14 protein-coding genes and 1 pseudogene are annotated in these 12,945 nt (G+C 35.0%); 8 read left to right on the top strand and 7 right to left on the bottom strand.

Going from position 1 to position 12,945, the window contains the following annotated elements; all coding sequences use genetic code 11:
- The first annotated feature begins 35 nt into the window (after nucleotides 1-35).
- The 4 genes and pseudogenes from ACNQGJ_RS00885 to ACNQGJ_RS00870 all read left to right on the top strand — a co-directional run bounded on the left by ACNQGJ_RS00885 (nucleotide 36) and on the right by ACNQGJ_RS00870 (nucleotide 3,757).
- Nucleotides 36-767: a tetratricopeptide repeat protein gene (locus ACNQGJ_RS00885; protein ID WP_417971006.1), complete on the top strand. Its 732-nt coding sequence runs from the start codon at nucleotides 36-38 to the stop codon at nucleotides 765-767.
- Between the two features lie 20 nt (nucleotides 768-787).
- Complete coding sequence (locus tag ACNQGJ_RS00880) at nucleotides 788-2,542, top strand: BatD family protein (RefSeq protein ID WP_417971008.1); 1,755 nt, start codon at nucleotides 788-790, stop codon at nucleotides 2,540-2,542.
- 49 nt (nucleotides 2,543-2,591) lie between these two features.
- Nucleotides 2,592-2,967: pseudogene (locus ACNQGJ_RS00875) on the top strand (GxxExxY protein).
- Between the two features lie 46 nt (nucleotides 2,968-3,013).
- A complete protein-coding gene (locus ACNQGJ_RS00870; protein ID WP_417971010.1) occupies nucleotides 3,014-3,757 on the top strand; it encodes a tetratricopeptide repeat protein in 744 nt (247 codons plus the stop codon).
- 287 nt (nucleotides 3,758-4,044) lie between these two features.
- Here the strand turns inward: ACNQGJ_RS00870 and ACNQGJ_RS00865 are convergent, their stop codons facing one another.
- Nucleotides 4,045-4,548, bottom strand: coding sequence for a CvpA family protein (locus ACNQGJ_RS00865; protein ID WP_417971012.1), 504 nt, complete (start codon nucleotides 4,546-4,548; stop codon nucleotides 4,045-4,047).
- A 166-nt stretch (nucleotides 4,549-4,714) separates the two neighbouring features.
- Between ACNQGJ_RS00865 and ACNQGJ_RS00860 the strand changes: the two genes are divergently transcribed.
- The 3 genes from ACNQGJ_RS00860 to ACNQGJ_RS00850 all read left to right on the top strand — a co-directional run bounded on the left by ACNQGJ_RS00860 (nucleotide 4,715) and on the right by ACNQGJ_RS00850 (nucleotide 6,817).
- On the top strand, nucleotides 4,715-5,071 hold the full coding sequence (locus ACNQGJ_RS00860) for a hypothetical protein (protein ID WP_417971014.1): 357 nt from the start codon (nucleotides 4,715-4,717) through the stop codon (nucleotides 5,069-5,071).
- A gap of 101 nt (nucleotides 5,072-5,172) precedes the next feature.
- Entirely contained in the window at nucleotides 5,173-6,192 is a 1,020-nt protein-coding gene (gene pheS, locus ACNQGJ_RS00855; protein WP_417971016.1) for a phenylalanine--tRNA ligase subunit alpha, read from the top strand.
- Between the two features lie 217 nt (nucleotides 6,193-6,409).
- Nucleotides 6,410-6,817, top strand: a complete 408-nt coding sequence (locus tag ACNQGJ_RS00850) for a hypothetical protein (protein WP_417971018.1) — start codon at nucleotides 6,410-6,412, stop codon at nucleotides 6,815-6,817.
- Between the two features lie 224 nt (nucleotides 6,818-7,041).
- On the opposite strand, the gene ACNQGJ_RS00845 is transcribed toward ACNQGJ_RS00850, so the two are convergent.
- From ACNQGJ_RS00845 to ACNQGJ_RS00830, 4 genes are all read right to left on the bottom strand, one after another.
- Nucleotides 7,042-7,260 carry a hypothetical protein gene (locus tag ACNQGJ_RS00845; protein ID WP_417971020.1) on the bottom strand — a complete coding sequence of 73 codons (219 nt, stop codon included), beginning with the start codon at nucleotides 7,258-7,260 and terminating at the stop codon, nucleotides 7,042-7,044.
- Nucleotides 7,261-7,298: 38 nt separating this feature from the next.
- Nucleotides 7,299-8,294 (bottom strand): NAD(P)H-dependent glycerol-3-phosphate dehydrogenase, encoded by a 996-nt coding sequence (locus ACNQGJ_RS00840; protein ID WP_417971022.1) that lies wholly within the window; start codon nucleotides 8,292-8,294, stop codon nucleotides 7,299-7,301.
- 312 nt (nucleotides 8,295-8,606) lie between these two features.
- A complete protein-coding gene (locus ACNQGJ_RS00835; protein ID WP_417971024.1) occupies nucleotides 8,607-9,770 on the bottom strand; it encodes an iron-containing alcohol dehydrogenase in 1,164 nt (387 codons plus the stop codon).
- A 4-nt stretch (nucleotides 9,771-9,774) separates the two neighbouring features.
- Nucleotides 9,775-10,539: a type 1 glutamine amidotransferase domain-containing protein gene (locus tag ACNQGJ_RS00830; protein WP_417971026.1), complete on the bottom strand. Its 765-nt coding sequence runs from the start codon at nucleotides 10,537-10,539 to the stop codon at nucleotides 9,775-9,777.
- Nucleotides 10,540-10,625: 86 nt separating this feature from the next.
- Between ACNQGJ_RS00830 and ACNQGJ_RS00825 the strand changes: the two genes are divergently transcribed.
- A complete protein-coding gene (locus tag ACNQGJ_RS00825) occupies nucleotides 10,626-11,522 on the top strand; it encodes a LysR family transcriptional regulator (protein ID WP_417971028.1) in 897 nt (298 codons plus the stop codon).
- Here the strand turns inward: ACNQGJ_RS00825 and nadD are convergent, their stop codons facing one another.
- Both nadD and gmk read right to left on the bottom strand, forming a co-directional pair.
- Nucleotides 11,523-12,104 (bottom strand): nicotinate (nicotinamide) nucleotide adenylyltransferase, encoded by a 582-nt coding sequence (gene nadD, locus ACNQGJ_RS00820; RefSeq protein WP_417971030.1) that lies wholly within the window; start codon nucleotides 12,102-12,104, stop codon nucleotides 11,523-11,525.
- A 77-nt stretch (nucleotides 12,105-12,181) separates the two neighbouring features.
- Nucleotides 12,182-12,754, bottom strand: a complete 573-nt coding sequence (gene gmk / locus ACNQGJ_RS00815) for a guanylate kinase (protein WP_417971032.1) — start codon at nucleotides 12,752-12,754, stop codon at nucleotides 12,182-12,184.
- Nucleotides 12,755-12,945 lie beyond the last annotated feature (191 nt).

Genomic DNA, 12,945 nt, shown 5'->3' with positions numbered 1-12,945 from the left:
ACTCGGATACTTTGACACTTACATTTAAAAACACAATGAAAAACATAATTTTATATCTGGTATTGCTTTTTTCTTTTGGTGCAAACGCCCAACAGAAAGATAGAATATTGCCCAAAGCGAACGAGGAATATGCCGAAAATAAATTTGTAGATGCCGAAGCTAATTATAGAATTTCGGATTCAAAATTTCCAAATAAAGCCACTGCACCTTTCAATCTTGGGAACACTATTTACAAGCAAAAACAATCCTCGGAAGCAAAATTTGCGTATGCTAAGGCATTGAAAAATTCCAAAACAAGACCGCAAAAACACAGGGCCTTTCATAATCTAGGAAATGTTTTTATGAATGAAAAAGATTATACGCAAGCAGTTGAGGCGTACAAAAATGCTTTGAGAAATGACCCAACAGATGATGAAACACGTTATAATTATGCGTTGGCAAAAAAAATGCTGAAAGAAAATCCTCCAAAGGATGACAATAAAAAAGACGACAAAAAGAGCGATAAAGACAAAAAAGACGATAAGAAAGACGGAGAAAAGGATAAAAAAGACAACGACAAAAAAGACGATAAGGGAGATAAAGACAAACAAAATAAAGAGCCTAAGCCTAATGAAAATGGAGAGCCAAAACCAGCTCCAGGAGGAATTTCTAAAGAACGTTTAGAGAACTTATTGAATGCAGTGAATAGAGAAGAAAAAAAGGTGCAGGATAAAGTGAACGCCCAGAAAGTAAAAGGAAAACCAGTTAAGACAGAGAAAGATTGGTAGTTCAATTAGACAATTTGAAAATGAAAAGATTTATAGCAGTACTTGTTTTTATGGTGTGCAATTTACTTAGCGCTCAAGTACAATTTGAGGCTAGAGTCAGTAAAGCTACGCTAGGAATCAACGAGAGACTTCGCATCGATTTTATGATGAATGTCGATGGGGATAATTTTGTCCAACCGTCTTTTGAAGGATTTAGAATTATTGCAGGACCAAGTCAGCAGGTAAGTCAGTCTTGGGTCAATGGAAGAAGTTCTTTTGAAAAAATATATTCTTATTTTCTTTTGCCAAATCAAAAAGGAACATTGGTTATCAAGCAAGCGGCTATAGAATATAATGGGCAAATTTATAAAACATCGCCCATAAAAATAAATGTTACTGCAGCGACGGAACAGCCGGGAGATCCTAATGATCCTCAAAATTCTGCGGATGGAAATCTCTATTTGGTTGCTGATATTTCTAAAACAAATCCATATGTCAACGAGCCCATTACGGTGGTTTATAAATTGTATTTTAACAATATCGGAATTACAAACTCTACTGAAATTAATAAGCCAAAATACAACGATTTTTGGAGCCAAAATATTGATATAAAACAGTTTGTTGCTGAAGAAGGTATGTTTAAAGGGGAGAAATACCGTTTTATTGTGCTTAAAAAAATAGTTTTATATCCTCAAAAATCAGGAAAGTTAGTCATTGAACCGCTGGCATTAGATATTGACGTTGAATTACCGTCGAATCGCAGGGATATGTTTGGTCGAATGGTTGTCACCCAAGGAAGGAAGCGAGTTTCTGCTGGATCTAAAACCATAAATGTAAAGGCCCTTCCCGAAGCAGGAAAACCAGAGGACTTCTCAGGCGCAGTTGGAAATTTTGATTTCAAAGTGACGCCAACAAAAACCAATTTAAAAAACGGAGAAAGTCTGGATTTAGTGGTAAGTGTAACCGGAAAAGGAAATTTGAAGTTATTCAGCTTACCAAAACCGATCGCGCCAAATGCCTTGGAAATGTATGACGCCGCTCACAGCGAGCAGGTCAACACACCGCTGTCAGGAATGGCCGGAAAAATTTCAGACAGTTATACGATCGTTCCGCAGTACAGAGGGAATTACCCGATAAAACCATTAAAATTCACGTATTTTGATTTGGGTTCCAAAACCTATAAAACGCTAAGTTCTCCAGAGATCATGATTAATGTTCTCGATGGTCCTTTGCCTACTGATGCGACAGTAGCTTCTGGTGCGGATGCAAACAAGAATGCAACAGACAAAGTAGAGGAATTTAAATTCATAAAGTTGAAAAGCAACCTTTTGACGATTAATAAGAAAGATTTCTTTGGATCTACTTTATTTTATGGATTGTTCTTTTTCCCATTTTTAATGCTGCCTTTAATCGTATTATTCAAAAAGAAAAAAGAAGCTATTGATGGTGATATTTCCGGAAACAGAATTCGAATGAATAATAGATTGGCTAAGAAATATTTATCAGAAGCCAAGAAACAAATCAATAACAAAGAACTGTTTTACATTGCGCTTGAAAGAGCGATGCACAATTTCTTGAAAGCCAAGTTGCATATTGAAACGTCTGAAATGAGCAAGGATAATATTCAGGAATTGTTGTTGTCAAGAAATGCTAATCCAGAAGCGGTGAATGATTTTATTGCACTTACGGAGAACTGTGAAGTGGCACGATATGCACCGTCATCAAGTGTGGCTATTCAACAGGATTTTGACAAAGCCGTTTTGATTATTTCAGACTTAGAAAAACAGATTGCTTGACCACAAAGGGCACAAAGAAGACGCTAAGTACACTAAGTTTAAAAAATAAATGACTGAAAACGAAATATCAAAAATTGTATTTGAAAGTGCGCTAAAAGTTCACAAGGTTTTAGGTCCCGGATTATTGGAAAGTGCTTACGAAGAATGCCTGTTTTATGAGCTTAGAAAATTTGATTTAAAAGTTGAAAAACAAAACGCACTGCCCTTGACTTATGAAGAAGTGAAACTGGATGTTGGTTACAGAATTGATATAATTATTGAGGATAAGTTTATTGTTGAGGTCTGTTGAAGCTTTAACAGATGTTCATTTGGCTCAATTATTAACGTATTTGAGATTGTCAGATTGCAGATTAGGATTACTAATCAATTTTAATGTTAAATTACTAAAAGAAGGAGTGAGAAGAGTTATAAATGGGTCACTTTAAATAGTGACCTCTGCGGCTTCTTTGTGAACTTCGTGTTTAAATTTTTATGAAAAACATACTTTATATATTACTATTGACAACCCAAATTTTCTTTGCCCAAAATGGTTTTGAAAGAGGAAATGAATTGTATAAAAATGGGGAATTCGATCAGGCAGTTCAAGCGTATGAAAGTGTTTTGACAGCAGGGAAACACTCTTCTGAATTGTACTTTAATCTAGGTAATGCGTATTATAAGTTGAATAAAGTAGCGCCTTCTATTTACAATTATGAAAAAGCATTGGTATTAAACCCAAATAATAACGAGGCGATTAACAACTTGAAATTCGCTCAAAAACGAACTATCGATGAAATTAAAGTAATTCCAAAAGTAGGTTTTGGAAAGCTGATTCGGGATTTTACGGGAATCTATCCGTACAATACGTGGGCATGGATTTCTGTTGGATTGGCAATGGCGTTCCTGTTGGTTTTTATTGGGTATTATTTTTCACAAATTACACTGTCAAAAAGGATTTTCTTTTTTGGAATGTTTATGCTTTTTTTGCTAATTCTAATCAGTGTTTCGGCTACAATTTTTGAAAAAAGTCATTTTGATAACGAAAAGCCAGCCATCGTTTTTGATGAAATAGCCAATGTAAAAAGTGAACCTAGAAATGGCGGTAAACCTATTTTTATACTGCACGAAGGAACTAAAGTTTATGTGGAAGAAGTCATTGGAAAATGGAAAAAAGTACAACTAACGGACGGAACCGAAGGCTGGATGGAGAGTAGCGCGATAAAGGAGGTGAAGTAGTTTAGAGTTCAGGGATTAAATACACGATCTAAAAAGTACTCCAATATTCGCTGTAAAAAGTACGTTGCTTAAATAGTATCCCAACATTGACCAACGGATTCGTAATTCTCCCCAATCCAATTTTCAATAATGCAATTAATATAAAGTAACTTTTTGAAAAACTAAATGTGCAATACGGAGAAAAAATAGAAAAGCTTACACAAACAATTATGGGTTTAAAAGGCAAATAATCAAGATTTTGCGCTTGTAGTTTGAGGCTGCGAACTGCGACTAAAATGTATTACAAATTACTTTTTCTTCAAACTACTATACCATTCCTTTAATGAAGGATATATGTAACCCGCTGTTTTTTGGATTGGAGTGTAGAAAAGAGAACTGTCCAGCGTTTCTTTTTTGGCTAAGATATGATTGTAATTTATTTTTTCGAAAATTGCAAAAACGATACTAATAATTAAAATCGTTTTTAGCACCCTGAAGAAACCGCCGCCTAGCTTGTTCAGCCATCCTAAAAAGGCAAAATCAGCTATTCCGGTCAGGAACTTTCCTATTAGTGACACTACTACCACCACGGTGATAAACGTGAGAATAAAAGCTACTACTTGAATTGTATTTGGATTCCATTTGACAAGTCCCGATAGTATATCCTTCATAAACGAAGAAAATTTGACCGCAAAATAAATTCCCGCTAACAACGAAACCAAAGAAGCTAGCTCTATGAAAAGACCATTTTGAAGGCCTTTGAAAAAAGCAAAAGCGAGCAGTACACCCAAAATAATATCCAAAAGTCCCATGATACTTAAATTAGAAAAATAAAATTGCAAATATAAAAGAATTGTTCCGTATCAATTGCCAATTTTCAAGTTCTTATCTTTGCGCAAAATAATTTGATTATTCTTTTTGAAAATCTGCGATACAAATCTGCATTCAAAAATCATTAATCTACAATCAAAAATCAAAATGTCAAGAGACACGCAACTTAAAGAACGCTGGGAACAGCTTGTAACTATATTATCCAATCAATTCTCTCAAGGGGAGGATTTAGATTTAGACGCTATTATTTATTTAATTGGAGTGCAAGAACTCGGAAAAGTACACAGTGAATATAAAAAAGACGAAAAATTAAACCTGATGCACATTGCGATTTGCAGGTTATTAGAACCGTATGGCTTCTATGAATTTGAATTTTTTGATGAAGAAGGATGGCCTCATTACAAAGTAAAAGAAGAATTGCCTCCGCTAAAAGCGGGAGAACAATCCGTTTTGATGAAAGAAGCCATTGTCAATTATTTTTTGGAAAGAGAACTAATTTCGTAGTTTGCAGTCGCAGTCTCAGTTTTCAGAACGAATCTACTGAAAACTGAGACGGAAAACTGAAAACTTTTTCCTAAATTTGCACTCTCAATTATTGGATGAAAATGATAGACAAGATAAAAGAATATATTGGTGAAGCACAAGCTTTTTCAACGCAAAACGCAGCAGAGTTAGAAACGTTCCGAATTAAATTTCTTGGAAGCAAAGGTCTTTTAAAAGATCTTTTCGCTGAATTTAAAAACGTTCCAAACGATCAAAAAAAGGAATTTGGACAAGTTATCAATTTGCTTAAAACTTCTGCCGAAGACAAAGTAAAAACCATACAGGAAGCTTTAGAAAGTAAAGAAGAAATCAAAGGGTTTTATGGAGATTTGACCCGTTCGGCTGAACCGATGATTATTGGCTCCCGTCACCCTATTTCATTGGTGAAAAACCAAATTATAGATATCTTTTCAAACATTGGTTTCAACGTTTCCGAAGGTCCGGAAATTGAAGACGACTGGCACAATTTCACCGCATTAAACTTACCGGAATATCATCCGGCGCGTGACATGCAAGACACGTTTTTCATTCAAACCAATCCTGATATCTTGTTGCGCACGCACACATCATCCGTTCAGGTGCGTTACATGGAAGAAAATAAACCGCCCATTCGTACCATTTCTCCGGGAAGAGTATTCCGTAACGAGGCTGTTTCGTCCCGTTCTCACTGTATTTTTCATCAGGTGGAGGGATTATATATTGACAAAGACGTTTCTTTTGCTGATTTAAAACAAACCCTTTTATATTTCACCAAAGAGATGTTCGGAAAATCAAAAATCCGTTTGCGTCCGTCCTATTTCCCGTTTACCGAGCCAAGTGCTGAGGTCGATATTTATTGGGGTCTGAAAACAGAAACCGATTATAGAATTACCAAAGGAACCGGTTGGTTAGAAATCATGGGTTGCGGAATGGTGGATCCAAATGTTTTAAAAAACTGCGGCATCAATCCAGATGAATACAACGGTTTTGCCTTCGGAATGGGAATTGAAAGAATTGCGATGTTGCTGTATCAAATCGGCGATATCCGTATGTTTTACGAAAATGACGTTCGCTTTTTGGAGCAATTTAAATCAAGCATTTAGGCATTTCGAGAAACGATACAAGCTGATACAATTTTTAAATTTGCGTTTTTAAGAGCTATTTCCAGCTATTCGTTACAATCTTTTTTGAGGCCAAAAGCCTAAAAAAAGGATTTCCACTGCTATCTGGGCTAGGGCTTTTAAGTTCACAATACATTTATTTTGAATGCGAAACAATAATTAATAATGAATGAAGAGTTGCTTCGTTCTGCCAAATGACATGAAAAAAGACATCATTATCCCCGAAGTAGAGAACGTATTTTTTGCAGCAGTCCAAGAATGGAGTGACGATTTCATGGAAAAAGTGTGGTACGCTTATTTAGTCAATGACAGCGATTTCTTAGTTGAAAGTGTCATGGTAGTTTCCAAAGCTTTTGGAACCATCAATGGTGAAATGAAAAAAACATCATTGTTACGTCACGCTTTTGCTGAAATTCCTGCGGTTTCTGTTGTTAAAGTCGAAATGATTGAAAAAAGTGTTTTGGCACTAAACAATGAATTCATGCTCACGTTTTTCATGGACGGCAAATTATACGATAAAAAGTTCGCTTTTAAAGCAAATTCCATTAATGAAACCGAAGTCGAAGAAGTGCCTATTTTATTTGTTGACGGAGTTGTCGTGAGATAATTCAGTATTATTTTCTATTCTTGTTTTTTTCTTCCAACGAAAATAACTGACCAAAAATATTCCGGCTAAAACGAAATAAAGTGTTCGGAGTAGATTTTTTTTGGACAAAAAGGCATCTTCAAAAGACATTTGGAATAAGTCAAATGCAGCCAGGACAAATGAAAATAGGAATCCCCAAATCATCCCATTTTTAATCTGAAATTTCCATCTTTCGCTCATAAAAATTATTTAACGGCTTGTTGTTTGACTTTGGATTTCCAAGTGAAATAACCTAAAACAAATATCCCTACAAGGATGTAAGCAGCTGCTCGAATATAAAAATTAGCGGTAGCAACCTGTTCTGAAAAAGGAATTTCTTTGATGTCGAATAAAACATTGAAAATTGTCATAAACACACCCCAAATCCCGCCAGTTTTAATTTGATATTTCCATCTTTCGCTCATAAAATGATTGTATTTTAATTGTTACATCTACAAGTGAATTAATCCAGCTTATCAGTAAGTTTTTTAAACACGGACTTAGCGTCCTGTCCTTCATACAAAATACTGTAAACGGCATCTATAATTGGAGTTTTGGCTCCGTACCCTTGATTGAGCTGATACGCACTTTTGGCCGCATAATAGCCTTCGGCAACCATACTCATTTCCATCATTGCTGATTTAACCGTGTAGCCTTTACCAATCATGTTGCCAAACATTCTGTTTCTGGAAAATATAGAATAACCAGTAACCAATAAATCCCCTAAATAAGCAGAATCATTGATGTTACGTTTCATTTTATGAACTTTCTTGATGAATTTTTTCATCTCCCGAATCCCATTACTCATTAATACGGACTGGAAATTATCGCCGTAACCTAGGCCGTGTGCCATTCCTGCCGCTATGGCATAAATATTTTTTAGCATGGCTGCATATTCCGTTCCTATAATATCATCTGTGATTTTAGTCTTGATGTAATTTCCAGATAAATTTTTAGCTATAGTTTTTGCTTTGTCGGGATCGCCGCACGCAATGGTCAGGTAAGAAAGGCGCTCCATTGCTACTTCTTCAGCGTGGCAAGGACCCGTAATTACACCTATATTATAATAAGGAATGTTATATTTCACATGAAAATGTTCTCCTACAATTAAGCTTGTTTCTGGTACAATGCCTTTAATCGCTGAGAATATTATTTTATCTGATAATGAAACCGTTAATTTTTCTAATTCGGCATCCAAAAAAGCGGACGGAATTGCAAAAATAATGTAATCGGCATACGCTACAGCTGCATTGATATCGCTGGTCAGTTTCAGTTTATTGACGTCGAATTCTACTGAACTCAAATAGTTTGGATTGTGTTTGTATGCTTTAATGTGTTCTATAGCAGCGTCATTACGCATGTACCATGAAATTTCGGTAAGATTTACACATAACATTTTTGCTATCGCTGTCGCCCAACTTCCACCACCTATTACTGCGAATTTTACTTTATCAGCCATTTTTTTATTCAATTTCATCAAAAGTACTTAAAAAACTATTGATTATACAAATAAAAATAGGCCAAGAACGTTGCGATTTAACCGGATTAAAAAAGGGGATTTATAACGATTGAAAAATAATTTTAATTTTTTTTGTTTTTTAACACAATATAAATAATAGAATTTCGTTATCTTTATTTATAGTTTAATAATTTAACAAAATAATGAGAATTGAGTTAGTTAGTTATAATTTAGAATTTTAAAAGGCGTTCCCACAAAATGAGAACGCCTTTTTTTATGCGGTACTAACGACCAGCAATGATAATTTTTGAATTAATAACTCATTTCAACAATAGATTTTACCTTTTCTAAAGTGATGTTTTGTTTTTCTCCTAATCCTAACCAACCTCTTTCTTCAAAACGATTTACAATAAAATCAGCTGTTTTGTCAAAATCTTTGGTGTAATCAGATAATTTAGTTTCCATTCCCATGGTATGGAAAAATTCAACTGTTTTAGTGATGGCTTCATTTGCGATTTCGTCATCAGTTCCAATTAAATTGAAAATACGTTTTCCGTATTGAGCTAATTTTCCTTTTTTAGTTTCAAACATAACGCGGTATAAATTTGGACCCACAACAGCCAAAGTTCTCGCGTGATCGATTCCGTATAAAGCCGTCAATTCATGACCGATCATGTGTGTCGCCCAATCCGATGGAACTCCTTTTTGGATTAATCCGTTCAACGCCATTGTACAACTCCACATAAAGTTAGAAGCCAAAGCATAATCAGTCGGTTTTTCTACAACGTCAGCGCCAATTTGTATCAAGGTTTGTAAAATACTTTCAGCGATTCTGTCTTGAAGATACCCTTCATGCGGATAGGTTAAATACTGTTCCAAAACATGCGTGTAAGCATCAACAACTCCGTTTTGCAATTGTCTTTTTGGCAAAGATTCAATTACGGTTGGATCGCAAATTGAAAATTTCGGAAACAAGGCACTACCGCCAAAGGATAATTTTTCTTGTGTAGATTCAATAGTTATTACTCCGCCGGAATTCATTTCGCTTCCTGTAGCGGGTAAAGTTAAAATGGTTCCAAAAGGGACAATCGTTGTCAAATCAGTAGTCATTATTCTTTTCTGAAGAATGTCTATTGGATTTCCGTCAAAGTGTGCCGCAGCCGAAATGAATTTTACGCCGTCAATTACAGATCCTCCACCTACAGCAAGAATAAAATCGATGTTTTGTTCCTTAATAATAGTTACGGCTTTCATCAATGTTTCAAAATGCGGATTTGCTTCTATTCCGGCAAATTCCACAATATCAAAACCTGCCAGATTCTTGATTACTTGATCGTGTATTCCGTTTTTAAAAATACTTCCTCCTCCATAAGCCAAAAGAATTTTTGCTCCTTTTGGCACTAAAGTGGGTAGTTTTTCAATTTGTCCTTTTCCAAAAATTAAATTGGTAGGGTTGTATAATTCAAAATTTAACATCTTTTTATTTTTTTAAATTTAATTGGTTTAATAATTTTTCTGCAACTAGTTTTGGCGAAGCTGCGTTTTGTCCTGTAATCAATAAACCGTCTTCTACGGCATAAGGCTGCCCGTCATCTGCTTTTGAATACATTGCACCATTGGCTCGCAAAGCATCTTCTAATAAAAAGGGAACGACATTAGTTAAGTTAACAGCTTCCTCTTCCGTATTAGAAAATCCGGTTACCTTTTTATCTTTTACTAAAAATTCTCCATTTATTTTTACGTTTTTCAACACTGCGGGTGAATGACAAACAAAAGCGACTGGTTTGTTACTGGTGTAAAATGCTTCAATCAAAGCGATTGAATTTTTATCCGTAGCTAAGTCCCATAACGGACCGTGACCTCCTGGATAGAAAACGGCATCGTAATCAGACTCTTTTACATCCGCTAATTTTTTTGTGTTTTTCAGTTTTGCCAATAATTCAGTATCAGCATCAAATCGTTTAGTGTACTCAGTGGCAGCAGATGTTTCTTGACTTTTTGGGTCAATCGGCGGCTGTCCTCCTAGTGGAGTGGCAATGTCAATAACAACATCTTTATCTAATAATTCGTAATATGGAGCTGCGAATTCTTCTATCCAAAATCCTGTTTTCTCTCCTGTGTTGCCTAATTTATCATGACTGGTAACAACAAATAATACCTTTTTCATATCTTTTTTAGTTTGTGCCGTTGCGGAAATGCAACTTGCGGTTAATGCTATAATGGCAAATAATGCGATTTTCTTCATTTATAATTTTCTTGTTACAAATTTACTGCGAATATGCTATTAGTAAAAATAATTTAAATTATGTTTGTGATAAATATATTTATATCATGGTTAATCTGGAATGGTATCGAACGTTCAAATCCGTTTATAAAATCGGCAATTTTTCTTTTGCTGCCAAAGAATTATTTATCAGTCAACCTGCTGTTAGTCAGCAGATATCAATGTTGGAAGCCCATGTAGGGTATAAACTTTTCAATCGAAAGTCGAAAGGAGTAGAGCCAACTGAATATGCTAAGTTACTCAATAATTTAATTATAGAAGCACTCGATCGATTGGAAAATGTAGAAAACGGTTTTCGCGCCAAAGCGCTCAATGCCAATCGTTTAATCTCAATTGGAATTTCCAAACATTTGATGCGAAGTCTGGGTAGTGCTTTGGTTTCGAAATTTGATTTTATCGACTTCCGTTTTCATGAAAACGACATTCTTTTTGAACTAGTCGATTCTAAAAAACTTGATTTTGCTATTGTCACCCAACAATATGATACGTTTGACACAGTTCAAAAAAAGGTTGGAGAAATTAAACAAGTGATTGTAGGTTCAAATACTATTGATGCTTCCGAATTAAAGTCCAATATTAAAAGGAAAGATTTCGCAGCGATTGAACAATGGTTGAACGACCAAAAATGGTTTAGTAACAATGCGCAAATTCCGCATATCAAATTGTTTTGGCTGCATGTTTTTAATAAAAAAAGACCGTCGATGATTGCCAATTACATTATTCCATCCGAATATGAAATGCTGGAAATAGTTTCGGAAAATACCGGAATAGCTGTCGTTTGGAATTGCAATGCGAAAAATTTAATAGAAGAAAACAAAATCCAATTGTTGTGGAACAGCAAGCAAATGCCCTGTACAGAAGTATTTTTATTGTCAGGTAAAAACGATAGTTTGAATTCTATTTTTGAGAATATCCAACTCGAATTGAAAAAGGTTTTGGCGTAATTACTTCTTATAAAAGTTATTATGATCAATAAATTCCCAAACTTTAGCAGGTAATAAAGGTTGTACATTTTTCCCTTTTTTAATATTATCCCGAATAAATGTCGATGATATTTCGACAACAGGCGCGTCAATCACATGAATTTTTGAGTGATTCTTGAAAGTTACATTTTCTGGTTCCAAGGATATTCGGGGATACACATAAATGTCATGATTCTCCAAAATCGCGTCGTAATTTTTCCATTTGTGCAAAGATTTCAAATTGTCTTCGCCCATGATTAACGAGAACTCGTACTGTGGATATTTTTCCTGTAAATGGACTAACGTATTTACGGTATAATTGGGTTGCGACAGCTTAAACTCAATATCCGAAGGTTTTATCTTTGGAAAATCCTCGGTAGCAAGATGTACCATTTGCAAGCGATGGTAATCATCGAGTAAAGTGTTTTTTTTCTTCAAAGGATTGTGCGGCGTGACCACCATCCATACTTGGTCTAAATCAGCATGCTCCACCATGTGGTTAGCGATGATCAGATGCCCAACATGTATGGGATTAAACGTTCCGAAATACAATCCTATTTTCATTTATTTGGATTTTAGGTTTTGGATTTTAGGTGTTGATTATAACTGAAACCCAACACCTAAAACCTAAAACCAATTTTTTATTTCACATAATTCTTTACCAATTGATACGCTTCTTCCAAAGCAATATCTAAATCGTAGTTTTTTATAATAACATCAAATTGTGGTGCTGTTGCCAGTTCAACAGAAGCTTTAGCGATACGCATGTTGATTTTGTCCTCACTTTCAGTGGAACGTTCCTTTAATCGTCTTTTAAGTTCATCTACGCTGGGTGGTTTCACAAACACAGCTAAGGTTTCTTCGGGAAATTTATGCTTGATACGCAATCCGCCAGATACGTCAATATCAAAAATCACGTTTTTTCCTTTGGCCCAAATGCGTTCCACTTCGCTTTTTAAAGTACCGTAGAAATTATCGCGGTATACTTCTTCCCATTCGAGAAAGTCTTCGTTCTTGATGTGTTTTTTAAATTCTTCGGTAGACATAAAATAATAATCTTTTCCGTTTACCTCTTCGCCTCTTGGTTCGCGGGAAGCTGCCGAAATTGAAAATTCAAGATTCAAATCTTCTTTGCTTAATAAATGTCTAACGATAGTAGTTTTTCCCGATCCTGATGGTGCTGAGAATACGATTAATTTTCCTCCTGTACTCATTTGTTTCTTTACAATAATTCCTATTCTTTTTTGTCTAATTTTTCATTAATAGATTTTAAAAGATCGTTATTTTCTCTTTTTAGTCTTATTAATTCATCTAATTGAAATATCCATCTGGTTAGATAAACACAAATAAAAAACACAACAATTCCTGAAATCACATAAAAGAGGTTAAAATTTATCATAATTTA

The sequence above is a fragment of the Flavobacterium cryophilum genome (assembly GCF_048286555.1).
Taxonomy (GTDB): Bacteria; Bacteroidota; Bacteroidia; order Flavobacteriales; family Flavobacteriaceae; genus Flavobacterium.
This window is presented reverse-complemented; position numbering and strand designations above follow the sequence as displayed.

Bases quoted from the DNA above. Each gene is read 5' to 3' on its own strand.
- ACNQGJ_RS00885 (WP_417971006.1), top strand. From the start codon at position 36: ATGAAAAACATAATTTTATATCTGGTATTGCTTTTTTCTTTTGGTGCA.
- ACNQGJ_RS00880 (WP_417971008.1), top strand. From the start codon at position 788: ATGAAAAGATTTATAGCAGTACTTGTTTTTATGGTGTGCAATTTACTT.
- ACNQGJ_RS00870 (WP_417971010.1), top strand. From the start codon at position 3,014: ATGAAAAACATACTTTATATATTACTATTGACAACCCAAATTTTCTTT.
- ACNQGJ_RS00865 (WP_417971012.1), bottom strand. From the start codon at position 4,548: ATGGGACTTTTGGATATTATTTTGGGTGTACTGCTCGCTTTTGCTTTT.
- ACNQGJ_RS00860 (WP_417971014.1), top strand. From the start codon at position 4,715: ATGTCAAGAGACACGCAACTTAAAGAACGCTGGGAACAGCTTGTAACT.
- pheS (WP_417971016.1), top strand. From the start codon at position 5,173: ATGATAGACAAGATAAAAGAATATATTGGTGAAGCACAAGCTTTTTCA.
- ACNQGJ_RS00850 (WP_417971018.1), top strand. From the start codon at position 6,410: ATGAAAAAAGACATCATTATCCCCGAAGTAGAGAACGTATTTTTTGCA.
- ACNQGJ_RS00845 (WP_417971020.1), bottom strand. From the start codon at position 7,260: ATGAGCGAAAGATGGAAATATCAAATTAAAACTGGCGGGATTTGGGGT.
- ACNQGJ_RS00840 (WP_417971022.1), bottom strand. From the start codon at position 8,294: ATGGCTGATAAAGTAAAATTCGCAGTAATAGGTGGTGGAAGTTGGGCG.
- ACNQGJ_RS00835 (WP_417971024.1), bottom strand. From the start codon at position 9,770: ATGTTAAATTTTGAATTATACAACCCTACCAATTTAATTTTTGGAAAA.
- ACNQGJ_RS00830 (WP_417971026.1), bottom strand. From the start codon at position 10,539: ATGAAGAAAATCGCATTATTTGCCATTATAGCATTAACCGCAAGTTGC.
- ACNQGJ_RS00825 (WP_417971028.1), top strand. From the start codon at position 10,626: ATGGTTAATCTGGAATGGTATCGAACGTTCAAATCCGTTTATAAAATC.
- nadD (WP_417971030.1), bottom strand. From the start codon at position 12,104: ATGAAAATAGGATTGTATTTCGGAACGTTTAATCCCATACATGTTGGG.
- gmk (WP_417971032.1), bottom strand. From the start codon at position 12,754: ATGAGTACAGGAGGAAAATTAATCGTATTCTCAGCACCATCAGGATCG.